17 protein-coding genes are annotated in these 25,067 nt (G+C 64.8%); 5 read left to right on the top strand and 12 right to left on the bottom strand.

All coding sequences use genetic code 11. The annotated features are described in order from the left end of the window. Positions 1–60: 60 nt before the first annotated feature. Positions 61–1,299 (bottom strand): lipopolysaccharide biosynthesis protein, encoded by a 1,239-nt coding sequence (locus AC5RTS_RS05845; protein WP_493991135.1) that lies wholly within the window; start codon positions 1,297–1,299, stop codon positions 61–63. Positions 1,300–1,417: 118 nt separating this feature from the next. On the opposite strand from AC5RTS_RS05845, the gene AC5RTS_RS05840 reads away from it, so the two are divergent. The 3 genes from AC5RTS_RS05840 (at position 1,418) to AC5RTS_RS05830 (ending at position 6,602) form a co-directional block, all read left to right on the top strand. Beyond that, the gene (locus AC5RTS_RS05840; protein WP_493991134.1) at positions 1,418–2,524 is read left to right on the top strand and encodes a glycosyltransferase; all 1,107 of its coding nucleotides are present in this window, start codon (positions 1,418–1,420) and stop codon (positions 2,522–2,524) included. A gap of 190 nt (positions 2,525–2,714) precedes the next feature. Next, a complete protein-coding gene (locus AC5RTS_RS05835) occupies positions 2,715–3,599 on the top strand; it encodes a glycosyltransferase family 2 protein (RefSeq protein WP_493991133.1) in 885 nt (294 codons plus the stop codon). A 303-nt stretch (positions 3,600–3,902) separates the two neighbouring features. Next, positions 3,903–6,602, top strand: coding sequence for a GH25 family lysozyme (locus AC5RTS_RS05830; RefSeq protein ID WP_493991132.1), 2,700 nt, complete (start codon positions 3,903–3,905; stop codon positions 6,600–6,602). A gap of 72 nt (positions 6,603–6,674) precedes the next feature. Here the strand turns inward: AC5RTS_RS05830 and AC5RTS_RS05825 are convergent, their stop codons facing one another. The 9 genes from AC5RTS_RS05825 to AC5RTS_RS05785 all read right to left on the bottom strand — a co-directional run bounded on the left by AC5RTS_RS05825 (position 6,675) and on the right by AC5RTS_RS05785 (position 18,049). Then, complete coding sequence (locus tag AC5RTS_RS05825; RefSeq protein WP_493991131.1) at positions 6,675–7,832, bottom strand: glycosyltransferase family 4 protein; 1,158 nt, start codon at positions 7,830–7,832, stop codon at positions 6,675–6,677. 3 nt (positions 7,833–7,835) lie between these two features. Beyond that, positions 7,836–8,246, bottom strand: coding sequence for a DUF2304 domain-containing protein (locus AC5RTS_RS05820; RefSeq protein WP_493991130.1), 411 nt, complete (start codon positions 8,244–8,246; stop codon positions 7,836–7,838). After that, positions 8,246–8,917 carry a glycosyltransferase family 2 protein gene (locus AC5RTS_RS05815; RefSeq protein ID WP_493991129.1) on the bottom strand — a complete coding sequence of 224 codons (672 nt, stop codon included), beginning with the start codon at positions 8,915–8,917 and terminating at the stop codon, positions 8,246–8,248. Before AC5RTS_RS05815 ends, AC5RTS_RS05820 begins: the two co-directional genes overlap by 1 nt. Positions 8,918–8,980: 63 nt before the next feature. Next, positions 8,981–10,990: a DUF6541 family protein gene (locus AC5RTS_RS05810; protein ID WP_493991128.1), complete on the bottom strand. Its 2,010-nt coding sequence runs from the start codon at positions 10,988–10,990 to the stop codon at positions 8,981–8,983. Between the two features lie 81 nt (positions 10,991–11,071). Then, on the bottom strand, positions 11,072–11,797 hold the full coding sequence (locus tag AC5RTS_RS05805; RefSeq protein WP_493991127.1) for an ABC transporter ATP-binding protein: 726 nt from the start codon (positions 11,795–11,797) through the stop codon (positions 11,072–11,074). Positions 11,798–11,800: 3 nt separating this feature from the next. Beyond that, positions 11,801–12,673, bottom strand: coding sequence for an ABC transporter permease (locus AC5RTS_RS05800; RefSeq protein WP_493991126.1), 873 nt, complete (start codon positions 12,671–12,673; stop codon positions 11,801–11,803). A 2-nt stretch (positions 12,674–12,675) separates the two neighbouring features. After that, on the bottom strand, positions 12,676–14,565 hold the full coding sequence (locus AC5RTS_RS05795) for a glycosyltransferase (protein WP_493991307.1): 1,890 nt from the start codon (positions 14,563–14,565) through the stop codon (positions 12,676–12,678). Between the two features lie 113 nt (positions 14,566–14,678). Continuing rightward, on the bottom strand, positions 14,679–15,863 hold the full coding sequence (gene glf, locus AC5RTS_RS05790; protein WP_493991125.1) for a UDP-galactopyranose mutase: 1,185 nt from the start codon (positions 15,861–15,863) through the stop codon (positions 14,679–14,681). 140 nt (positions 15,864–16,003) lie between these two features. Further along, positions 16,004–18,049 (bottom strand): acyltransferase family protein, encoded by a 2,046-nt coding sequence (locus tag AC5RTS_RS05785; protein ID WP_493991124.1) that lies wholly within the window; start codon positions 18,047–18,049, stop codon positions 16,004–16,006. A gap of 226 nt (positions 18,050–18,275) precedes the next feature. On the opposite strand from AC5RTS_RS05785, the gene AC5RTS_RS05780 reads away from it, so the two are divergent. Further along, complete coding sequence (locus AC5RTS_RS05780) at positions 18,276–22,379, top strand: FtsK/SpoIIIE domain-containing protein (RefSeq protein WP_493991123.1); 4,104 nt, start codon at positions 18,276–18,278, stop codon at positions 22,377–22,379. Here AC5RTS_RS05780 and AC5RTS_RS05775 read toward each other — a convergent pair. After that, positions 22,376–22,813, bottom strand: a complete 438-nt coding sequence (locus AC5RTS_RS05775) for a hypothetical protein (protein ID WP_493991122.1) — start codon at positions 22,811–22,813, stop codon at positions 22,376–22,378. The genes AC5RTS_RS05780 and AC5RTS_RS05775 overlap by 4 nt on opposite strands. 394 nt (positions 22,814–23,207) lie before the next feature. Here AC5RTS_RS05775 and AC5RTS_RS05770 point away from each other — a divergent pair, with 394 nt between their 5' ends. After that, positions 23,208–23,456, top strand: a complete 249-nt coding sequence (locus AC5RTS_RS05770; protein ID WP_055239553.1) for a WhiB family transcriptional regulator — start codon at positions 23,208–23,210, stop codon at positions 23,454–23,456. 118 nt (positions 23,457–23,574) lie between these two features. Here the strand turns inward: AC5RTS_RS05770 and AC5RTS_RS05765 are convergent, their stop codons facing one another. Further along, positions 23,575–25,056, bottom strand: a complete 1,482-nt coding sequence (locus AC5RTS_RS05765; RefSeq protein ID WP_493991121.1) for a sensor histidine kinase — start codon at positions 25,054–25,056, stop codon at positions 23,575–23,577. Between the last annotated feature and the right edge of the window lie 11 nt (positions 25,057–25,067).

Raw genomic sequence — 25,067 nt, 5'->3', positions numbered from 1 at the left:
AAGTACCGGCCGCCTATGCCCGCCGGCACGTTCCGGGACCGGCGAACCCGGCCCGGAAGGTTAAGACAGCTCGTCCTCGACCAGGGAGCGCGGCTGCACCTTTTGGGGATTCACGAGGTACGCGAGCACCGCCACGGATGCCGCAGCTCCGACTGCGCCTACCGCGAAGCCGGCAATGGCGCCTTCCAGACCCCAGACCGGTGCCATGAATGCCATCGCGGCGATACCGGCAACGGTGGCGCAGAATGAAGCCGCCGAGTAGGCACGGTGCCTGCCGGTGGCCATCATGTAGGCCCCCGGAACGGCCGTGAGCGAGGACACGGCAACCACGGCCAGCAGGACCTGCAGGGTCGGCACACCGCCTTCATAGCGGCCGGGGAACACCAGGTCCATCAGCCAGGGCGCCAGGGCAATCAGTGCACCGAAGATGGCGGCGAAACCGACCACGCTGAGGATGAAGAACGCGAGTGCCTGCCGGCGGGTTTCGCGGGCGGCTTCCCGGGCCCTGCCGGCAAAATACTGGACCAGAACCTGATTGAGGGACTGCGCGAGCATATTCGCCGGCGTCGCCAGGGTCAGGGCGGCAGCGAATAGATCGGCCTTGGCCTTCACATCGAACGTCTGGACAAAAAGCATGACGGCCGGCAGCAGCCCTCCGGCCGCAACGAGTCCGAAGATGGCATACCCGGTATAGCTAAGCACCTGCCGGCGCTCGGCGACGTCTAGTCGGGGACCGGTTTCCCGCGGCCAGGCGAGGACGCCGTAGACGGTGTATCCCACGCCCAGGGGCAGCAGCAGCGCCCAGTGGGCTCCGGACGTGGTGACGGCCAGCAGGACACCAAACGAGACCGCAGCGGACACGAGGTCAAGGATCGAGGCGCGAGTGGCCTTGGCATGCCCAAGCAGAGCACCGCGGGTAAAGGTGTAGGCGCCGTAGCTGACGACCAGGAAGCAGGACGCGGCGGCGGCCGCCGCATCCCCGGTGAAGTAGTAGCTGATGGGATAGGCAACCAGTGCGGCGGCTGCGGAAGCCACCCAGAAGGATTTGCGCAGCAGCCGCATCACGCCGCCGGCAGCCGGACCGTTCATGGAGGCAGCGGGAAGGAATCGCATTGCAGCCAGCCCTGCCCCGGCAGGCCAGAACAGGGAGAAATACACCGCGAGAGACAGGACGGCCGATACCTCGGAGATTACATCCGAGGTATTACCGATCCATGTCGTGTACGCAAACCGGACAACACCCTGAACCAGGACGCCCAGCGTAGCCACCAGTGCGTGGAACAGGAGAACCATTTTCACAACGTAAGCCTACCGGTTTTCCCTGTGGTCCCCGCGCCGGTGCCCGCGGGCCGGGCCCTGGACCACCGGTAAACTGGCAAGCGTTGGCTCTTCCCTTCCCATCCCTTTGGAGTTCTTCTTGCGGATCCTCTATGTCATCACGGACGCCGAAATCGGCGGTGCCGAGGTTGTCGTCGAAACCATGGGCCGCAGCCTGCAGCCGGGCGATGAAGCCGAGCTGGCTGTCCTGATGGGCAGGGGGAACATGGGCGAACGCCTGGAAAAGGCGTTCAGCCGGGTGCATTACCTCGACTTCGCTCCGTCCTCGCGCGACCTGCCGGGCATGGTCCGCGCACTGCAGCGGGTGTGCCGCAGCTTCGAACCCGAGGTGATTCACTCCCACCTGTTCCACGCGGATCTGGTGACACTGCTTCTGCCCTCCTCCGGGGCCGCAAAAGTCAGCACCATCCACACCCAGGGTTTCAGCAAGGCCGACCACATCCTGACCCGGATGATTGCCCGGGTGGTCGGGCTGCTGTCCTACCGGTTCGATGCGGTGGTTCCCACCGGTGAGGCGTGCCTGCGGTTCGGGCAGAGCTACCGGTACCGCCGCCTCACCTCCCCCATCGACAACACGGCTCCCCTCCCCCCGGAGAACAATTACAACCCTGAGGCCAGGACCCTGCTGTCCCTGGCCCGCTGGCATCCGGTGAAAGGCCACCCCGTGCTCCTGGAAGCATTCAGCCGCCTCCTCGAGACCCACCCGGACTGGACCCTTGCGTGTGTAGGCCCCGGCGCTTCCGCAGACAATCCGGACGCCGTCCAGGCGGTCAGAGCGGCAGGGCTGCAGGAAGCATTGAACGACGGCCGGCTCCAGCTGCGCGGCCCCACGGGGGATGTTTCCGCCGTGCTGGCGGAGGCAGGTGCCCTGGTGATCTCCAGCCTTTACGGAGAAACGTTCCCCGTAGTAGGCGTCGAAGCCAACGCCGCCGGCGTGCCCGTGATCGCCACCCGGGTCGGTGAGTGCGCCCAGTTCGTCGCCAGTCCGGAGCATCTTGTGGCCCCCGGAGATGCGGATGCCCTGGCCGGGGCACTGCGCCGCTTCGCCGACTCGACATCGGCGGAACGCACAGGGTTCTCCAAGCAGGTCCGCACCCGGGCCGAAACCGAGTTCAGCCCGGAGACCGCTTCCCGGAAATACCGCGACGTGTACCGAAAAGCCCTGGCCCGCAAGCACAGCCGGTAGCCCGCAGGCGATCCGTGAACGGATCTGCCCTGTTGCCATCCGTGGGCCCGTCCCGCCATTGTCAGCCCTTAAAGGCGGGGTGTAATTTGTATGTGCTGGACGAGTCGTCCTACCGCACCGGTGCAGGGACCTGGTACCCGGGCCAGTGCATGGAGCTACCAAAGGCCGATTCGACACCAGGGGTGACCGGATGCCAGCCGTTGACGTATTGCTTCCCTATTGGGGCGACCCGGAACTTCTCAAGGCAGCTGCCGGGAGCGTCCTCGCACAGAGCTTCACAGACTTCAAACTCACCGTCATTGACGATGCCTACCCTGATCCCGAAGCCGGCAGGTGGCTCGCTGCGATGGAGGATCCGCGCGTCGAGTATTTGCGGAACGCTGAGAATCTGGGGGTGAACGCCAACTTCGCCAAGGCCCTCGGCCTTGCGACGGCGCCGGTGTTCGTCATGATGGGCTCGGATGACGTCATGCTTGGCAACTACCTGGAAACGGTCCTGGAGCTGATGGACGCCTTTCCGGCAGCCGCCGTGGTCCAGCCCGGGGTCATCCCCATAGATTCCGAGGGCATTCCGTCCCGAACCCTGCCCGACCGCATCAAACGCCTGACCGCACCCAAAGCCCGCGAGGCGCGCCTGCTGCAGGGAGAAACGCTTGCCGCCAGCCTGCTGCACGCCGGATGGCACTACTTTCCGTCCCTGGCCTGGCGCCGGGACGCCGTCCTGCCCTTGGGCTTCCGTCCGGAGTACGACGTCGTTCAGGACCTTGCACTGCTACTGGACGTCGCTGCCTCGGGTGCGGGCATGGCCGTGTCCGGGGAACCGGTGTTCCACTACCGCCGCCACGCCGGATCGGATTCCTCCCGACGGGCCCATGACGGCCGGCGGTTTAGCGAGGAGCACCGGTTTTTCGAGGACGAGGCTGAACGGTTTGCGGCACTGGAGTGGCCTCGTGCTGCCCGGGCGGCACGGCTGCACTGGACCTCCCGGCTCCATGCCTTGTCCGTGATCCCGGGAGCCATTTCAAGCGGTTCCTTCAAAACCGTCCTACCCCTGGCCAAACACGTCGTTCACTAACCACCAGTCTGTGCACATTTACGCCGGATAAACCGCACAGGGCTAATTCACACCTCCCCACCGGGAACTCCCTTGTCCCTTTCGTGACCCGTTTTCGGCTGTTGCGTTGATATTCCGGCAATGCCCCTCGGATAGTCTTCTCGTGACCCGGATTTATCATCCGGGCGAACCACCTGGAGACATTTCGTGAAAAAACACCACTTAGCCCGATCAATGGGGGCTGCAGTTCTCGTGGGGAGCCTTGCCTGGACGGCGTTGCCGGCCGCCGCCCTCCCCCTCATGCCGTCCGACCCGGCCGGGCCCGTGACAGCCACTGAAACCCCAGCCCCCGCGGTACCTTCCTCACCCGAGACAGCCGAACCCGCCGAACCAGCCGCACCCGCCACGGGCCAGCTGGAGACAGTCCCTGCAGCGCCGCAGGAGGAACCGGAAACTGAAGGCCTGCCGGCCGAGCCTGCACCGGAGAGCGCAGTTCCCACGGATGCCCCGGATGAGATGCCCAGCCCTGAGCTTGACGCAGCCGAGCTCAACGAAGCGGCAAAGGAACTCGGTGCCCGGATGGGCCAGGGCCTGGAGCGCCTGCAGGTCACGGGTGATCCGCAGGTCCCCACTCCCCTCGAGCTGGAGGACCTCAAGGAGATTGCCGCCGAGGGCCTGGACGCCCCCGAGCAGGTCCCGCCGTCCGGAACGGTACCGGATGCCGAGCTCTCCAGCCATGTCGGGTCCCCCGCGGCCGCAAAAGCTGCGATCCTGACGGAGCAGCCGTCAACCACGCTGGCCAACACCTGGCGGCCGCCGGGGATCCAGGGCCTCGACGTATCCAGCCACCAGAAAAACGTGGACTGGACAGCTGCCTGGAACCAGGGCGGGCGGTTCGCCTATGTGAAGGCCACCGAAGGAACGTATTACAAGAACCCCTATTACTCCCAGCAGTACAACGGCTCCGCCAACAAAGGAATGGTGCGCGGCGCCTACCACTTCGCTATTCCGAGCGTAGGAAGCGCCGTCGCCGAGGCGAATTACTTTGTGAACAACGGCGGCGGCTGGAGCGCGGATGGCAGGACCCTTCCGCCTTTGTTGGATATCGAATACAACCCCTATCCCGAGCTAGGCAATACCTGTTACAACATGACCGCCGGGCAGATGGTGAACTGGATCCGGGCCTTCTCCGACACCATCAAGGCCCGCACCGGCCGTGTGCCGATGATTTATTCCACGACTGACTGGTGGCGCACCTGCACCGGCAACACATCAGCGTTCGCCGACCATCCGCTGCACATAGCCCGGTATGCCCGGGACGCCGGCACCATGCCGGCCGGGTGGAGCAAGTACACCCTCTGGCAGTACAGCTCCACCGGGCCGTTTGTCGGCGACTCCAATGTGTTCAACGGCTCCGCCGATGCGCTGAACGCCTTCGCGCGCAACAACAGCTTTGTTCCGGATTGGACGGCCAAAACCTTCAGCCCGGGCGACTTCAACGGCGACGGTTCTGCGGACCTGGTTACCCGCCGTGCCGACGGCACCCTGTGGCTTTCGCCCGGGCGGGGTAACGGGACCTTCGGCACCGCTGTGAAAATAGGCCAGGGTTTCCAGATCTTCAACCAGCTGGTGGGGGTTGGAGACTACGACGGCGACGGGCGCAACGACTTCGTGGCGCGCCACATCAACGGAAGCCTGTGGCGTTACTCAGGCACCGGCAAGGTCGGCTCGGGCCAGGAAGGTTACCGGCCGGGTGTGCAGATCGGCACCGGAGGCTGGGAGACCTTCAGCAGGCTCGCCGGCACGGGTGACCTCAATGGCGATGGCCGGGCGGACCTGCTCGGCGTTCACTCGGACGGCCGCGTGGCCTTGTACGCCGGCACCGGCAAGGGCACCCCGGGACCGTCCCGCATCGTGGCCACGGGGTGGAACAGGTTCGACCGCGTCGTCGGCGTCCGGGACTTCAATTCCGACGGCCGCAATGACGTGATGGCTCGCACCACCAACGGGCAGATCTGGATACTGCCTGGCAACGGCGATGGCACCTTCCGCGCTCCCTTCCCCGTCGGACAGGGCTGGAACATCTTCAGCGATATTCTCGGCGGTGCTGACTTCAACCGGGACGGCAAGCCGGACCTGGTCGGTTCCACTTCGTCCCTTACCCTGTCCTTCTATGCGGGCACAGGCAAAATTTCGGAAGGTTATGCTGCCCGCAAGGCAACATCCACCACGGCATTGACCGGCCGGACGCATGTCTGGAACTCACCGGACTTCAACGGCGACGGCAAGGCGGACCTGCTCAGCACCACCTCCGACGGGCGGCTGTGGCTGCATCCGGGCAAGGGCTCAGGCACGTACGGCGCACCCGTCCGTATAGGCACCGGATGGAGCATCTATACCGAAATCATCAGTACCGATTTCAACGGCGACCGCAAGGCGGATCTTATTGCCCGCGACCGCGAGGGTACCCTCTGGTTCTACCCCGGGACCGGACGGTCCGACAGCAAAAATGAAGGGTACCGTGCACGCATCCGCATCGGTTCGAACTGGTCGGAATTCAGCCAGCTCCTGGCTGCCGGTGACATGGATGCCGACGGCCGCAACGACCTCATTGCCCGGGGCAAGGACGGCCGGTTGTGGCTTTACCGGGGCACCGGCAACGCCGGCGCCGGAAGCGAGGGCTACCGTCCCCGCACTTTGATCGGTACCGGCGGCTGGGACGCCATGACGGAAATCATCGCTGCCGGTGACTATGACCGTTCCGGCAGCAGGGACATCCTGGGCCGGTATCCGGACGGAACGCTGGCTTATTACCCCGGCGCCGGCAACGGCCAGCTGCAGGCAGCCGTCCCGGTGGGGGTCGGTTGGAACATTTACTCCGCCGTTCTGGGATCGGATGATCTGAACGGGGATTCGCTGCCGGACCTGGTGGCCGTGGAATCCGGCGGCAGGACCTGGTTCTACGCCGGTGACGGGATGAAGGACGAGGGCTACAGGCCCGCGGCCGCGGCCGGAAAGCTTTAACCCAAAAACGCAGGGGTACCGTCCCGGTCCGGGACGGTACCCCTGCGTTTTTCCTGTAACAGCGCCGGTGCTCTAGCTTCGGCGCCCGCGGGGGCTGACGCTGCCTGCTTCCCGAAGAAAATCATCAGTCCGCCCGGACCAGTCCATGGCGTCCAAAAGCTGGGGAGAGACCGTCTCGAGCGGTTCGGCCAGAGCCTGCTCCGTGGCTTCAATCCATCCCCGGCGGTCATCCGCCGCCACTGTGCGCACCGACGCTCCCTGCCCGCGCAGGTATTCCGCTGCCGCGACGGGCGTGCTGACAATAGCCGCTCCGGCTGCCACGGCTTCCAGGAGCGTTGTCTGGAAGCCTTCGGCCAGTTCCGTCGGGTTCAGCAGGACACCGCCGGAGAGGATCCCGCGGATCCCTTCGCCGTCGAGGTATCCGTGGACGGTGAACCGTTCGGGATGGGAGGTGGCGGCAACGGCCTGTTCCAACAGCGGACGCTGGGCGCCGTCGCCGATGAAGTGCACCTGCAGGTCCGGATTCTTCAGCGCCTCCGCGACCTCCACCACACGCTGCCAGCCCTTACCGGCTACCACCCTGCCCACATACACAAGGTGCGTGGGATGCGCCGGCACCTGCGGGGCCGCTGCGGAGAAGAAGTCCGCATCAATGGCGTTGTGGAACACATGGCCATCCACGTTGGCCAGCCTGCGGACAAAACCGCGGGAAGCATCGGAAATTGCCAGGACCCTCCCGGCGCCGCGCAGCACGGCCCGGCCCATCGTCCAGTCGACGGCCTTGCTCGCTACGGCCACCAGCGAAGAGACGCCGCGGACAAAGTCGGAGCCGTGCTCGGTGTGGATGGCCGGCAGCCGAAGCCGCTTCGCTGCCCGGACGCCCAGGTATGACATCGGGAAGAACCGGGTGTGGGTGGAGACGACGTCGGCCCCTGACTCGCGCAGCACGCTGCGGATCCGGCGGCCTGCTCCCGGCCAGGGGAAAGCCAGTACCCCTCCGATGCTCGGGGTGCCTTTGAGCCGGACGACCCGGACACCGTCTTCGGTTCCGCTCGGATGCACGTTATCCAGCGTGATGACGGTGACCGCATGCCCCCGCTCAGCCAGCCGCCGGGCCAGTGCCGAAATGTGCAGCTCGACGCCGCCCACTTTCGGGGGATAGTTGTTGACGACAAACGCTATGCTCTTCGGCGGCCCGGCTACGGGCCCCTGTGTGTGGGATTCCGCCATGGGTTACTGCGCGGCCTGCGAGGCGCTGTTTCCGTCCGTACCGACGGCGTCCGTGGAAGCGGGTGCCTGCCCGCGTTCCGTCGGGTGCTCCGCCTCGTCCAGCGCGAGCCGGCGCGAGAGCTTGGTAATGGAGATTTCCATACTGCGGAACCGCTGGTAGGTAGTCGCCATATAGACGAAGAAGCAGATGATCGTGGCGTACAGCACCAGATCGGTGCCGCGTCCGATGCCGAGGAACTCCGCTGCGGAGGACAGCACGGCCGGGAAGAATATCGAGAAGACAGCCGCGGCCGCGAAGATCAGCAGCAGGATCCTGCGGATCGCCAGGTGCCGCGCGTTGCTGCCGCCGCGCATAAGCGCAAAGGCGACCAGGATGACCGCCAGAACCAGAACTATTTGCACGATGATGATCATTAATTTCTACCTAGGACTAGTTCGGCGACGATGTTCACGGAGTTCAGGAGAGACTGTCCCTTGGAGCGCGAATAGTCCGTGTAGATGATCTCGACGGGGTGCTCAACCCAGCGGGGAGCAAGTTTGGCGATCTTGTTCACGAACTCGGAGGCGTGCGCCATACGGTTCTGCGTCAGGTTGATGTTGCGCGCAACGTAGGGATTGAATGCCCGGAGCCCGTTGTGTGCGTCGGTCAGCGGCAGGCCGGTAGCCATCCGCGATTGCAGGGCCGCGGTGCGCAGCACCAAACGCTTCGCCGGGCTGAGCTTTGTCCGGTCATCAAGGAACCTGGAGCCCAGCACAATATCCGCTTCCCCGGAGAGGACGCGCCCGGCCATTTCCCGTGCATCCTCCACGCGGTGCTGGCCGTCCGCGTCGAACGTCACGATGCAGCCCAGGTCCGGATCCTGAAGGGCATAATCGATGCCGGTCTGCAGCGCTGCGCCCTGGCCGAGGTTAATGGGGTGCTGCACCACCACGGCCCCGGCCGCCCGGGCAATCTCCTGCGAACCGTCAGTGCTGCCGTCATCGACGCAAACTACGTTGGGAAAGCTGGGGAGCAGCCCCTCTATCACCCCGCCGACGACCGAGGCTTCGTTGTACATCGGGATCACTATCCAGGTTCGATTCACCCGTCCATTATTCCACAGCGCCACTTGGCCCTACTACGGACCCGCTGCTGAGGCGGGGCGACCTTAATCGCAGGCAGTGATCCTGAAAAGTTCCACCGTGCCGATCTGATCGACCTTTTCGAAGCCCGGGGCACCGTCCAAACCGGCGATTCCCGGGTAGGCCTCGTTGGCCGGATTGCCGGGCAGGTAGATCAGTTCACCGCTGTTGATCGCATAGTCCACATTGAGCTTTTCCAATGCGTCGCAGACCTCCGGGTCCGTGGCAGCATCCCGGAGACGTGCGGCTATGACCTCGCGCTCAGGCGTCATCGGTGTCTGGACATGGGGGAAAAGGGCTGTGCGGCCGGAGACCATGTACACCCAGGCGCTGCCGTCCCACGGGTTGCCGGCCACCGCGGAGTCCTCCGGGACTATGTCGGTCAGCTCCTCGAAGAGGGCAAGCTCAGTGGTGGACATGATGTCCGAGTTCGGGCCCAGGGTGTAGCGCTTGGCTGCTTCCTGAACGGCCGGACGGACAGTGGTCTCCTGGCTGACCAGGAACAGTGTTCCCAGCACGGCCACAGCGGACACGATGGCGGCGGCCCGTCGCGGCATTCTGATCCGCTTGAGGCCACTGGCCAGCAGATCAGCCAGCACTACCGCACCCTTGGCTGCCAAGGGTACGGCGAGCACTGCCGTCGCGGCGGCGAGCCGGTTCTGGTCGTCATACCAGCCGCCGGTCAGGAACGTGCGCAGCGGTGAGTTTTCAACCCCTGAGGCAAAGATGAACAACAGCGCAATCAGCAGGTAGCCCGCAAGGTACCACCGTGTGCTCCTGGCCCGCAGCAGCGCAACCGCGCCCACCAGCACCAGTACCGCCGAGGCATAGGCGGCGTCGCGCAGGGCATGCGTGGTGAGTAGGATTTCACCGACCGCCTGGGCAGTTGTCTGGTAGGGCTGCCAGGTGTTGGCAAAGTCCCGCACCGGCAGCGGCCGCAGGGCAACCCACGCAGCGGCAAGCACGGCTGCCCCGGCGAGGCCGGCAACCACGCACCACAGCTTGGCGCGGACCGGCGCGCCTGGCCGGCGGAAGATCGGGAACGCCCATCCGGCATAGGCCGCCAGGGCCAGCGGCAGCAGTGCGACCAGCAGGACCAACAGGGCGTTGGGGTGTGAAAGCGCCAGACCGGGGCAGGCCAGCAGCACCAGCCACAGGAGGATCCAGACACCTCGGGGTTCCCTTGCAGCCCGGCGGATGACGAGCGAGGCCAAGGCTACGGCCGGCAGCACCAGCGCCATCGCGTAGAAGTTGGGGTAGATGACGCCCCAGTCCACGAGGAGGTACGGGTAGGCGCCCAATGCCGAGGATGCCACTGCCGCGGCAAACATCACCGCGGGCCGGTTACCGAACAGAACACGGGCGGCAAAGACGGCTCCGAGGGGCCAAAGGATAGCGCCGATCACAATGTTGACGCTGTTGACTGCCTCCGGGATCCCGACCCCGGCTGTATCCGCCACGAGAGCGGTGACTCCATGCCAGACAGCGGGATAAAAGGCCGGACCGGTGCCTTGGACCCCGCCCGCGGTGAGCACCGAGGCGCTACCGGTGTCCTGCATATAGCGCACGACATTCAAGTGGAAGATATTGTCCGCTGTTTGGGAGATGTACCCCGGCTGCTGGAAGATCTGGATGAAGCGCCAACCGATCAGGCAGGCGGCCAATGCCACGGCTGCCAGCCCGGTGACCTCACGGGCCGCTCCGCTGCGCGCCCATCCGGATGTTTCCGCTGCGTGGGCGCCCGCCGGGCGTGCTGCAGCAGGGGATGCGTCGGGCCGGCGGACAGCCCGGTCGAGCAGGAAGCGGACAACCATTGTCAGCACGGCAGCCACAGCGGTACCGATGAGGACCGTCAGAGGATTCCATTGCAGGCCCAGATAAGGGGCAACAACGCCCGTGACAGCCAGCACGGAGGCGCTCACGGCACCCGACAGCCCTACGGCGGCACGGACACCGCATCGGGAGGCCAGAACGACCAGGAACCCGGGAAGGACGAGAAAACAAAAAGCGATACTTACGGCCGGAGCAACGTCCATCCAGCTACTGTCCACGGTTCCACACTCTCGATGTTTTTTTGGTCTGTTCCAGCTCCGCCGCCTCCCGGCGCGGACCGGACACTAGCTGCGCAGGCGGGCGACGACGTCGTCCACCGGGCCGTCCATGATGATCTGTCCGTGCTCCAACAGGACGCCGCGCTTGCAGATCCGGGCAACCAGGTCCAGGTCATGGCTCACGACAACCAGGGTCTTGCCCTCCCCCGCCAGTTCCTTGATCTTGTCGATGCATTTCTTCTGGAACGGCTCGTCGCCGACGGCGAGGATCTCGTCCACGAGGAAAACCTCGGGGTCAGTGTGGACCGCCACGGAGAACGCCAGGCGCAGGTACATCCCCGAGGAGTAGAACTTCACCTCGGTATCGATGAACTGCCCGATCTCGGAGAATTCGACGATCGAGTCGAATTTCTCATCGATTTCGGCTTCGGTCATGCCAAGGATGGCACCGTTCAGGTAGACGTTGTCACGCCCGCTCAGGTCGTGGTGGAAACCGGCACCCACCTCAATCAGGCCGGCAACCCGGCCGCGGGTTCCCACAGTGCCGGTATCCGGGCGCATCACGCCGGAGATGTGCTTGAGGAGGGTGGACTTGCCGGACCCGTTGAGGCCCAGCAGTGCCACCGTCTCGCCCTGTTCAATGTCCAGGGAGACGCCTTTGAGGGCATGGAACTTCTCCGAAAGATCGCCCTTCCGGCCCTTGATGAGCCAGACGAACGCTTCCTTCATCGAACGGGTATGCCGCAGCACAAACTGCTTGTTGATGTTACGTACTTCAATGGCATTAGCCACGGTTCACAGCTCCTGCGCGAAACGGCCCTCAAGGCGACGGAAAACGAGCTGGCCAACGAGCAGCACCAGTGCCGATATAACCAGTGCAACGGGTATCCACACGGAGAGCAGGTGCGGAGGAATGGCCTCGGCACCGTCGGTGGTGGGCAGCCAGAACGCATAGTGGAATGTCTCGACGCCGACGGTAATGGGGTTCAGCTGGTAGATGTTGAAGAACGTCCCACCCAGGGTGTCCCGCACCATCTTCCAGGAATACAGCACCGGCGATGCCCAGGTGGCGATCATCAGCAACATGTCCACCAGGTTCTCCGCGTCGCGGAAGTACACGTTGATGGCTCCGAAAAGCAGGCCTAGTCCGGTAGCGAGCAGTGCCACGATGACAAAGCCGGCCACTGCCGCCGCCAACTGCAGCAGCGACGGACGCCAGCCATTGAACAGGCAGGCCACCACCAGGATCACGATCTGGGGCACAAAGTGGACGCCGGAGACCCAGACCGAGGCCACCGGGAAGAGCTGGCGCGGCAGGTAGATTTTCTTGATCAGCCCGCCGTTGCCCACAATCGAGCGTGACGCGTTCCCGAGCGCTTCGGTGAAGAAGTTAATCAGCACAATGCCGGAGAACAGGTAGATCGCGTAGTTGGGCAGCCCGTTAGGGTTGCGGTCGCTCAGCTCCATGTTCAGGAAGACACCCAGAGCAATGTAGAAGACAACGAACTGAACGCCGGGCTTCACATAGGACCAGAGGAGCCCCAGGATCGACCCGCGGTAACGGACCTTTAGTTCCTTGGAAACGAGCAGCTTGAGCAGGAAACGGGACCGGAGGATATCCGCCAGCCCCGCTCCCCGCCCCGGGGTTTCCAGTGCACCGGTGGACAAGCTTATTTACTCTCTTCCGAGTGCTCGGCGAAGGTCTTCTTCCAGGCCTCGAAGGAGGTGATCTCCGGAAGCGCCTCGCGGTACTGGTCGCTGAGCTTCTGCCAGTTCTTCAGGATTTCGGCATTTAGCTTTACTGCTTCTGCCAACAGAACCCGCAGCTGCTTGGGATCGCGCTTGTACCAGGATGCTCCGGTGCCTTCGGCGTTGGAGACCACAGCACTGTCGTACTGGGACATGCGCCACCACTTGTTGTCCTGGTGGGCAATGTAGGCCTGGGGATGCTCGAGGCTCGAGGTCGGCACCTTCTTGGTCAGCTGGCGGACCACTGTCTTAGCAGCCCACGGAATCAGGGTCGCGTAAGAAGGTGCGGAGAAGCCCTGTCCGCGCCGCGGCGGCTTGTGCATCACCGGAGCCGGGAACGCTTCCGGTTCCGGCTGGATCTGCGAGTCGCTGAAGTTTTTGGTCATGGCACGGATTTCCGGCAGCTTCGTCGGCAGGATCTCATGCAGATGGCCCGGCCCCTTGAGCAGGTCCTGCAGCGCCATCACCCGGCCCTGAGCGGTGAAGTACTGCATGGAGATCAGGTGCTTGAGGTCGATGTAGCCCGTTTCGCGGACCACCCGGCCGCCATGTTCATACGGGCTGTGGATCAGCGCCGCGATCATGCGGTTGCGGGTATGGAAGTACGCCTGCCAGCCGACCAGGTCATCCTTGTCGATCCAGGAGACGTGCCAGACCGCAGCACCCGGCATGGACACCGTCGGGTAACCGGCGCTCTTGGCACGCAGGCCGTACTCGGCGTCGTCCCACTTGATGAAGACCGGCAGCGAAAGGCCGATGTCGCGGATTACCTGCGTCGGGATCAGGCACATCCACCAGCCGTTGTAATCAACGTCGACGCGGCGGTGCAGCCAGGGGGTGTGGCGGAGGTTCGAGCCCACGAAATCGTGGCCCAGCGTCATCTGGTCGTGGGGCTGGTCAGGCTGGAAGCGGTAGGGGTTCACCGTTTCGCCGAAGGTGTGCAGGACGGTCCGGTTGTACAGGTCGAACATGTGCCCGCCCACGATGGTGGGCGTCTTGCACCGGTCAGCGAAGGTGACCAGGCGGGAGATGCTCTCGGGCTCCATCACGACGTCGTCGTCCAGCAGGAGCACATAGTCGCTGCCGCTTTCCACCGCCTCGTACATACCGCGGGCGAATCCGCCCGAGCCGCCAAGGTTGGCCTGGTTGATGATGCGGAGCTTGCCGCCAAGCATCGCCTCGACCTCGGCGAAGCCATCGGCCTCGGCGACCTTGTCGGTGCCCTGGTCAACGATCAGGACTTCCTTGACCACTTCGAGGGCTTCCGGATGCTCGCCGAGGATCCGCAGGTTGTTGATGCAGAAGGAAGTCTTATTGAGCGTGGTGATTTCAAGCGTGACGGTGCCGGCCTTCACCGGTTCTCCCGCGGCCTGCCACTCGGCTTCGTCAAGAATCAGGGGTTCGGATCCGGCCACCAGATCGAACCAGTACCAGCCGCCGTCGCCGAAGGGCTTCAGGCTCAGATCGAAGGTGCTGGTGGTCGGCGAATCCACGCGCTGCGTCTGAACATGCTGCAGCGAGCCGCGCGCATTGGATTTGTAGACGCTGACCGCACCCGTACCGGTGGTGCGGACGCTGAGCCGGACACTCTCAAGATTGGTCCAGCGCCGCCAGTAGCTCGCCGGGAAGGCATTGAAGTAGGTTCCGAAGGAAACCCGCTCACCGGGACGAACCGAGGTGGAACGGCGGGAGAGGAAGTCTTCGGCGTGTACTTCCTTGCCCGGTGCTGCCGCGGTCTGCGCCCGGGTGTCCTTGTGCGCGTCCCCGTTCATGGTGGAGAGCTGCACGCCGGTGGCGCTGCCTGTATCCATGTACAGCGGGATGGTGTCCAGCTGGTCCAGGGACGGGAGGATAACCCGCTGCAGGGACGACCAGGCCTGTCCCGGCTCGTTCGCGTCCTGCTTGCGCTCTACGATGGCGTTGCTCACGCTTCGACTCCTCCGCTTTCCAGCTTTGCGCCCCCGGTGAAGTGGGGCTTGATCTTATTGTCATACATCGACAATGCCGAACCGATCGCCATGTGCATGTCCAGATACTTGTACGTGCCAAGCCGGCCGCCGAAAAGCACATCGGATTCGCCCTTGGCGAGGTCGCGGTAGGCCAGCAGCTTCTTGCGGTCCTCCGCCGTGTTGACGGGGTAGTACGGCTCATCCCCCTTTTCCGCGAAGCGGGAGAACTCACGCATAATCACGGTGGCGTCCTTGGTGTAGTCCCGCTCGGGGTGGAAGTGGCGGAACTCATGGATCCGGGTGTAGGGAACGTCCTCATCCGGGTAGTTCATTACCGATGTTCCCTGGAAATCCTCGATCGGAAGGACTTCCTGCTCGAGATCGATGGTGCGCCAGGACAGGTCGCCTTCGACATAGTCGAAGTAACGGTCCACGGCGCCCGTGTAAACCACGGGAACCTGGCCGCGTGTAGCGTCCCGGGAGAATTCGTGCTCGCCGAAGAAGTCCGTATTGAGGTGGACCTGGATGTTGCGGTGGTCAGCCATCCGCTCGATCCACGCAGTGTAGCCATCAACCGGGAGACCCTCGTACTTGTCGTTGAAGTACCGGTTGTCGTAGTTGTACCGCACGGGCAGGCGGCTGATGATCTCCGCCGGCAGGTCCTTGGGATCCGTCTGCCACTGCTTGCCGGTGTAGTACTTGATGAAGGCTTCGTACAGCGGGCGGCCGATCAGGGAGATGCCCTTGTCATTAAGGTTGGTCGGATCCGTACCGGCAAGCTCGCCGGCCTGTTCCTGGATCAGTGCCCTGGCTTCGACCGGGCCCATGGAGGAGCGGAAGAACTGGTTGATGGTGCCCAGGTTGATGGGCATGGAGTACACCTCGCCCTTATGGCTGGTGTAGACCTTGTGGACGTAGTTGGTGAACTCGGTAAACCGGTTGACGTATTCCCAGACCCGCTCATTGGAGGTGTGGAAGAGGTGCGCTCCATAGCGGTGCACCTCGATTCCGGTCTGCGCTTCGTTCTCGCTATAGGCGTTGCCGCCAATGTGGTGGCGACGATCAAGAACCGCGACCTTAAGGCCCAGTTCCTTCGCAGCGCGCTCGGCTACGGTCAGGCCAAAAAAGCCCGACCCGACGACGACGAGGTCAACGTTCACATCTACTCCTGATTGGTACGGTATGGCCGGTCCGGGCGCATACCCGACTGCAAGGTTATCCGACTATTGCTTTTCGGGCACTTTGGGTGATGGGCTGTCGGCGACACGCGGCCCTGACGGCACTGCCCTGGTTCCCCGGTCTACCAGCCGACTGCTTCATGGAATCTGCGGTCGAATTCCGATGCCATGGACGCGGTGTACGACGTCGTTAGATGGTTGTTATCGACGTAAACGTACGTGTTTCCAATCACCGGACGGCAGATTCCGTCGGGACAGATGAGGTCGGAGAAATCGAGCAGCGGCGTGTTGACCCCCATGCCGTTCCACGGCCAAACCGGCGAGAGCTTCGTGGCCAGCGGCTCGGTGCATTCTTCGGCCTGCTCGCCGTTGGACTCGGCGCAGAGCTGCATGTCAAAGGCGAAGCGGGGATTGTCCCTGATGCCGACAACCGGGATTCCCTGCGCCTGCAGCTTTTGGGCGGCCTCGGGGAGTCCGTCCACCACCGGGTCATTGGCCTCCTCCGTCCGCGAAACGGTCGCCAATGTCACGAAGGCGTCCGGCATGATTTCCAACGCATAGTCGGTTGCGGCTGCATTGAACGCATTGCAGTCCGCGTTCCGGGTTTCGTCTTCCTCGCCGTACGGGCACAGGCCCAGCAGCAGTGCAATGACCCGGTAATTGTGGGCTTCGGCCATGGGTTCAATCGCTGACAGCCACTGCTGTACGTGTGAGCTGCCGACAACCAGGATGGTCTTTTCGGCGTCGTCCCCGTTGGCCGTGCTGAAGCAGCGACCGACCAGGGCCGGGTCTGTGGGTCCGTCGTCCACGTCCGCGCACTCCAAGGCCAGCCGACCCCAGGTGTCCGGGTCCTGGCTGGAAACGGACTGTATCGGCGCCGTTTCTGCTGCTTCGGAGGCAACGTATCCGGGCATCAGGACACGTGCTCCCGGATAGTTCTTCTCCGCCTCGGCCTGCAGTCTCTCCGCCTGGGCTTTGAGTCCATACTGCACACCTGCGAGGGGAACGGCGACCAGGCTAAGGCAGACGGCCACCACCAACACGGACCGCTTGAGGTTTGCGTCAAACCAGGCAGCGCGCCGCAACGGACGTTCGACGAAACGCGTTGTCAGATAGGCGAGCAGGAGGGAAGCAGCGATGATCGCGACTCCCGAGAGCGGCCCCGCTGACGGATATCCGCGGTAAATCAGGTAGATGACCATGACCGGCCAGTGCCACAGGTAAAGGGCGTAGGACATGTCACCCATCCGCACCAGCGGCCCCCAGGACAGCAGCCGGTCCGCACCCCATCGGCTGCCGGTCTGGCCGGCAAGGATAACGAGCGCGGCGGCGACCAGCGGCCAGAGCGCGACAAATCCGGGGAACTGCCCCTGCACATCCAGAATGAACCCGCCGGACAGGATCGCGGCGAGCCCTATCCAGCCTGCAGGAATCCGAAGCCCTCGCGGCAGTCGCAGATACGGGAGGGCGAGTGCCAGGAGCGTGCCGAAAGCAAACTCCCAGAGGCGTGTCCGGGTATCGAAGTAGGCATGCGCCTGGTTGGTGTAGGTCTCGCTGATGGAGAAGGCGAGGGAAACCACGAAGACCGTCCCGAAGACGATCAGGACCACGGCCCGGAAACGGCGCTTCGTAGCCCGCGCAATCAGTGCCGCGAGGCCGAAGAGCAGTGGCCACAGGATAAAGACCTGCCCTTGGACGGACAGCGACCAGAAGTGCTGGAACGGGCTGGCGATACTGTCATCCGCTGCGTAGTAGTCCACGGAGTTTGCTGCCAGCGCCCAGTTCTGGAAATACAGGAGGGAGGACCAGGCCTGCGAAAGTATTTCGTTCCAGCGGCTGCGGGGAACGAAGATGGCCGAGGCGACAAGCGTGCCCACGATGACCACGACAACCGCGGGAAGGAGCCGTTTGAAGACATGGACCCAGTAATGGAGCAGATCAAGTCCCCGGCCTTGTTCAACCTTCCGGATAAACGAGAGGGAGAGCAGGAATGCTGAGATGAGCAGGAAAACATCCACTCCGCCTGAAACCCGGTCAAACCAGATGTGGTAACAGGCGACCATAAGGACTGCGAGCGCCCGGAGGCCCTGTACCTCGGGACGGTATGTGCTTTTCCTACCTTGTACCGGTGCTGCATCTGCCCGGAGCTCGGCCTTTAGGTGAGTCACGCATGCCTTTCTAAAGCGGTATTCACTAATGCAGTCTACTGCGGACGGCTTGACCTCCCCTCCACACCCATCGTGCCCTCCCCTGTTTATCCACGGCCGGCTCCTTCGTTCGTGACCAGGAATACGGTCTGCCTAGGCTAATCCTGAAAACCAGCACGGCCCCGCCGCGACACCCGGGACGAACGTGCTGCGGAAACAGGTATAAGCCGGGTACAACCTTGGAGGGATGTTGCAGCTTCATGTGACGCTCGCAAGCGCGCCGGGCACCGAAACAGGCCTTCGCCCAGCCCGGACCGGGCTGCGTGAAGTGGTCATTGAGGTCTCCGCCGGGACCAGCGGCACCATCGTGGCCGCATTGCTCACCGACCGTTACGGTGCCGCGGCTCTCTGCATCCAGGGACGTCCCCTCGAGGAGCTCACGCCAGGGCAGGCGCCGTTCGTCAATGGGGCGGTGATCGTACGTTCCCCCTCGCTCCCCTCCCCGCCGCAGGGGAATGCCGTAGTTCCCGCCACGGCGGCAGCGCAACTGCTGCTTGTGGTCTGCAGCGGACCCGACGCCGGCCACATCATTGCGCTGCGGCGCGGCAGATATGCCATCGGCCGCGGACAACCCCCGCTGGCCGACGCAGCTCCGCTCCGAGGCGGACACCGGATAGGCATCGTGGATCCGGCGCTCTCACGCAGCCATGCCCAGCTCATTGTGGCCACCGATTCGGTCAGCATTCGTGACCTCGGTTCCGCCAACGGCACCTGGGTTAACGGCGAAAGAGTCCGGACAGCTCTCCTGGATACCGGTTCAACCCTGCGGATCGGATACAGCACCTGCCGGTTGGTCCTTGCCGGAGTGGCGGGCCCGGAGCCCGACGGCTCCGCCGCCCAGCCCGAGGATCCGTTCACCCCGCTGACGGTAAAGCTCCAGGAACAGGGTCAGAAAACCGCCCTGCTCCTGCTGGGTGCTCTGCTGCCGCTTGTGCTGGGGGTGGTCCTGGCAGTAGCAACCGGCATGTGGATGTTTCTGGCTTTCAGCGCCCTCTCCGCAGTGACTGCGCTCATCGCTGCCGTTTCCGGCAGCAGGCGGCGCCGTGAACAGGCTGCATCGGTTGCAGAGGCCGCCCGCGAAGATGCTCAACGCCGGCGCCTGGCTGCCCCCGATCCCGGAACCACCGCTGTGCAGGCAACGGCCGCCCCCGCCGGGTGTCCCGGCAGTACGCACCGGGACCGCCGGCCACCTGGGCTTCCACGACATGACGGCACAGGTCCGGATCCGTCACCGGTCCCGGTTCGGATCGGAGCAGCAGACCAGCCGGCCAACCTGGAGGTGGTTCCCGCACGTCCGGGCTTCGCGCCGCCGCAGCTGCAGGATGCTCCCGTGGTCCTGCAGCTGGGCCGGGACCGCGAGATTTCCCTGCACGGGACAGATGCCGTGGCGCTGTACCGGACCATCCTCCTCCAAGCCTCCGCCGCCGCGGGTGCGCGTACCGGAATGCTGTTCCTTTGCGCAGGTACCGCGGATGAGCTTGAACCCGACGGCAGGTTCCTGCCCGGCGTCACCCTGGCCGCCCTGCCCGAGGCGTCCCGCACGGCGCTGGCCGAGGCCGGCGCCCGCCTGCGGAAGCTGCTTCCCCCCTATTCCGCAGACCGGCCCGCGGTACTCGTACTGGCGCTGCGCGGGGCATGGACCGAGCTCGCCGGTGAGCTCCGTGAGGAACTCCCCACTGACTGGCGGGCCGGCAGCACCGTCATCTGCCTAGGTGGCCCGCCGGCAGCCGTACACGTGTCCCTGACCGCGGCCAGAGGAACCCTCGCCCGGGGTTCCGGCACCCTTGAGTTCCTGCCCGACCTCGTTCAGGCGCCGGTTTTCGGCCGGCTCAGCCGTGCGCTCGGGCGCAGCGCACCCTGCCCCGACCCCTCTTCCGAGGGGATTCCTCAAAGCCTGGCCTTCGACGCGTTTTTCGCGTCGGATCCCGGCCGTCTCCTACGGGACTGGGAAAAGAACGCTGCGGATGCGGACGCATCGGGCGGGAAGAATGGAGCAGCCGTCGTCGGGCTCTCTCCTGCCGGTCCGGTGACCCTTGGCCTCGAACGCGACGGACCGCATTTCCTCGTCGCCGGAACCACGGGGGCGGGAAAGTCGGAGTTCCTGCGCGCCTTCATCACCGGGCTGGCGTCCATTCATGCCCCGACTGCCTTCACCGTCCTCCTCATTGATTTCAAGGGAGGATCCGGGCTGGGACCGCTTGCCGTGCTGCCGCATTCGGTCGGAATCCTCACCGATTTTTCCGCGGAGAACGTATCCCGAGCACTCGTCTCGCTGCGTGCGGAGGTCCGGCGCCGGGAGGTCCTGCTAGCCGATGCCGGGGCGGATGACCTCGGCGCCTACAACGCCAACCGCCCTCCGATGGAACAACTTCCACGGCTGCTGGTCGCGGTCGATGAATTTCGCATGCTGGCTGAGGCGGTACCCGCTGCGCTGCCGGAGCTTTTGCGGATAGCCGCCATTGGACGGTCACTCGGCCTGCACCTGCTGCTGGCAACCCAGCGCCCGCAGGGCAGCATCACCACTGATATCCGGGCCAACATTGCCACGAGTGTTGCGCTGCGGGTCCAGTCCGCCGGCGAATCCCGTGACGTCATTAATGCCGACTATGCGGCCGAGATTCCGGCAGATCTACCCGGCCGCGCCTATGCCGGCATTGGCGGCCGCCCGCCCCTGCTGTTCCAGAGCCTTTCCACCGGCATGCGGAGCGTCACCAGCCGCTGCACGGTCCTGGATCTGGGTGAATACCTCGCTGCGGGCCCGGGCCCGGACACCCCTGCAGCATCGGCCGCCGACGCCGCTGCCCTCTCCGGTATCTGTTCCACCATCAGTGACGCTGCAGCCGCGGGAGGATATCCCCCTCCGTTCCGTCCGGTGCTGCAGCCCCTTCCATCGGTACTGAGCGGATCGATGCTCTCTACCTCACCGCTCCTGCACAGTGATTCCGGGACGGTAGTTCTCGGACTCATGGACGAACCGAACCGGCAGAGCCAACGCGCACTTGCGTGGGATCCCCGACGGGACTCCCACGTGGCCGTGCTCGGCAGCACCCGGGCAGGGGCGTCGGACTGCCTTGCGCTGCTGGCCGGCAGGCATCTGCGGATCCTTCCGGGACGGTACCTGTACGTGTTGGATTCGGACGGAAGCCTCGCCTGGCTGGATGGAGCTGATCAGACCGGAGCCTACGTCGGCGCGCAGGACACCAAACGGGCCGCGCGTGTGCTCGCCTACCTTGCCGCCGATCTTCTCCGCCGCATGGCGCCGCAGCCGTCCGCCAGCGGGAGCAGCGGGGCGCCCCCTGCGGGTATCACGCTCCTGATTACCGGCTGGTCCAGATGGTGCACGGCGTTCCGGTCCGGCCGCGGACTCACCGGCGAAGAGGACCTGGCCGACCTGATCCGGGACGGAGAACGCGCGGACATCTGTGTGGTGATCACCGGCGACAGGGAAGTCCTCAGTTCCAGGTTCTTTCCGCTGATTCCCAACCGCATGTTCTTTCCGGCGGATGCCAGCGCGGAGACGCTGCTGCTCTGGCCGCGGCTTCCGCCCATGGACCGTATCCCGGGGCGGGCACTCGTCCAGGGAAGGATTGGAACAGACGAGGGATTATCTGCCCAACTCCAGGTTCCGGAGGCCTTCCCGGAACCGGCGCCGCCTTTGCCCGCCGGGGTTGACCGGCCTCACCGGGTGGAGAGTCTTCCCGTTTACGTCAGCGCGGAGTCCCTGGACCCGGCGGCAACCGCAGACGACATCCCGGCGGGAGTGAGCGGCGACGAACTGGAAACGGCAACGGTCCGGATACCGGCAGGGACCGTATTCCTCGTTCTGGGTCCGCGGGGTTCCGGAAGGAGCTCGTTCCTGCGTCAGCTCGAAGGTGCAGCGCATCCATCGCTGAAAAGCCGGCTGGTCCGCGGGCCCGCCGATGTGGACGCTGTGGTGCGGACCTTGGACCGGGCGGATGCACGTCCGGAAAACATGCTGGTCCTGGTGGACGACGCTGATCTGCTTTCCCCGCCCGCGCAGCAGCAGCTGGCGGCTGTGCAGGCAAAAGGGGTACGGCTTGTCCTCGCAGCCCTCCCCGGACCCCAGCTGTCCGCACGGGTCCCACTGGCCGTGCAGGTCCGATCCGCACCGCGGGGTGCGCTCCTTGCCCCGGCGGGACCGGCGGACGGCGACATCCTGGGCGTGAGGACGGACCCGGCGGCACGGCATCCGGCCGGCCGCTGTTATCTGGTCGAGGGCCCGGTGGTACGGGAAGCGCAGGCAGCGGCTGTCCCAGGGAACCAGCGCTAGAAAGCCTTGGTCTCGGTCCCGTCAGTGCCGTCCGTCAGCCGCCGGGTATGGTCCAGAACCGGTTTGGTGAACAGCAGCAGCAGGACCGCGGCGGCCGGCAACAGCAATCCCAGCCCGGCGAGAACCAAACCCGCCTGCAGGGTGGGCACGGCGATGATCACGACAAAGAGCTGCCACACCATGGCGGCGGACCGGGTCCATCGGTAGCCGCGGAAGAAAAAGTGGCCGACGGCAAGCAACCAGACGGCCAGGGCCACGGCGAAGACGAGGGTGAAAACGGCCCCGCCGAGGGAAAGCGGAGTAGAGACGGCCAGTTGGTATCCGTACCACCCGGCGAAGGCCAGGAGGCACAGCGCCTCCAGAACCAGTACGGCCGCAATGACCAGTACTGCGGGCGCCCGCTTCACCTGTGGTGCATTCTTAGGTCTTGACACATTGGCACACTACCGGACATAGTCTGATTGCGGCCATGCCGGGGGCGGCCGCGGCGGGGTCATCCGGATCGGTCCATGGTTCGGTCCACGGTTCGATCCATGGTTCGAACGCATCGGCAGCCACACGCAGCAACGCCGAAAAATGTACTGCGTCGGCGCGTTCCGGGACAGCTCCCGCCTGATAAAGAACGGGGATGGCACACAAGACCTGTGATGCATCCCTCAGCCCTGAGGCCATATTTTCCGGTTGTTACCCCTTGTTTGCGTTCAGCTGACGTGCCACGCTAGATACAGGGAAATCAGGGGCCGAATCCGGCCCCTTTAGTTTGTAGTTGCTCGTGAATGTTTTCACAAACACGTAGGAGTCAACTTTTCAGAGGAGATAGTGATCAACATGGATTGGCGGAGCCGCGCAGCTTGCCTGGATAAAGATCCGGAGCTTTTCTTTCCCGTAGGCAACACCGGCCCGGCTCTTCTTCAGATTGAAGAAGCCAAAAGCGTCTGCCGGCGCTGCCCGGTCATCGATACCTGCCTCCAGTGGGCCATCGAAACCGGCCAGGACGCCGGCGTGTGGGGCGGCATGAGTGAGGACGAGCGCCGCGCGCTGAAGCGCCGCGCAGCCCGCGCACGACGCGCCTCATAACCGGGAACCATTCCCGTAGCCGGCCGCGCCGGCACAAAGGGCCGCTGCCATGGGCAGCGGCCCTTTGTTATGCCCGCACCTTTCCGGCGCGGGCATCGTTGCCTACGTACAGCGTTGCCTAGGTACGGCGGTATTCAGTATCGAGTCCCATCTCGATGGTGACCTGGGTGCCGCCGCCCTCGGCCGCAGACCACTCAATGGTCCCGTCCAGTTCGCTTTGGACCAGCGTGCGGACAATCTGCAGGCCCAGCCCCTCCCGGCGCGGCTCGGGCGGCAGCCCAACGCCGTCGTCGGACACGGTGACGGTGAGCCGTTCTTCCCGGCCCGCCGGTCCGTGCCGCCGTGCCGCCAGCCCCACCGTGCCGCGGCGGCCCGCCAGACCGTGCTCGACGGCGTTGGTCACCAGTTCGTTGATCACCAGGGCCAGCGGGGTGGCCAAGTCACTGGGCAGCTCCCCGAACGAACCCTCGCGCCGGGTCTTGACCTCCTGCGTCGGAGAGGCCACCTCGGCCGAAAGGCGGAACTGCCGGCCGATCAGCTCGTCAAAGTCCACATTCTGGGTCAGTCCCTGCGAGAGGGTTTCATGCACCAGGGCAATGGTGGAGACCCGCCGCATGGCTTGAGCAAGGCCCAGCTTCCCGTCCTCGCTCTCCATCCGCCGGGACTGCATCCGCAGCAAGGCCGCCACGGTCTGCAGGTTGTTCTTCACCCGGTGGTGGATCTCCCGGATGGTTGCGTCCTTGGAGACCAGCTCCATTTCCCGGCGGCGCAGCTCGGACACGTCGCGGCACAGGACCAGTGCACCAAAGCGCTCCTTCTCGTCGCGCAGCGGAATGGCACGCAAAGACAGGCTGACACCGCGCGATTCGATCTCGGTGCGCCACGGCATCCGTCCCGTCACCACCAAGGGCAGCGTTTCGTCCACCATCCGGCGGTCCTTCAACAGTGCCGTCGTGATTTCCGCCAGGGAGCGGCCCTCCAGGGTTTCCATATCCCCCAGCCGGCGGAAGGCGGAAACACCGTTGGGGCTGGCATACTGCACCACCCCTTCGGCATCCAGGCGGATCAGCCCGTCACCCACGCGCGGAGCGCCCCGGCGGGAGCCGGTGGGCGTCGCGAAGTCCGGCCAAAGCCCCAGGGTCCCCATCCGCAGCAGGTCATAGGCACACTGGCGGTAGGTCAGCTCCAGCCGCGAGGGCATCCGTGAGCTGGACAGGTCCATGTGCGAGGTCACCACGGCGAGCGTCCTGCCGTTGCGGACGAAGGGAATGGCCTCCACCCGCATGGCCGTCTCGGCGGTCCAGCTTGTTTCGCTGGACCGCTCGATCTGCTGGCTCCGCCAGGCCGCATCCACCAGCGGCAGCAGGTCGGCGCGGATGCGCTCCCCGACAAAGTCGCTGTGGAAGACCGTATGCGACGTGGACGGGCGGGCGTGTGCCAAAGCGACATACCCGCCCTCGGGCACGGGAAACCACAGAGCCAGATCCGCGAACGCGAGGTCCGCGACCAACTGCCAGTCCCCCACCAGCAGGTGCAGCCATTCCGCGTCCCCCGGGCCGAAGTCCGCATGCTCCTTGATCGGGTCGGTAAAAATTGCCACGTTTACTCCGG

It is taken from the genome of Arthrobacter sp. MDT1-49-2 (assembly GCF_059090185.1).
This window is presented reverse-complemented; position numbering and strand designations above follow the sequence as displayed.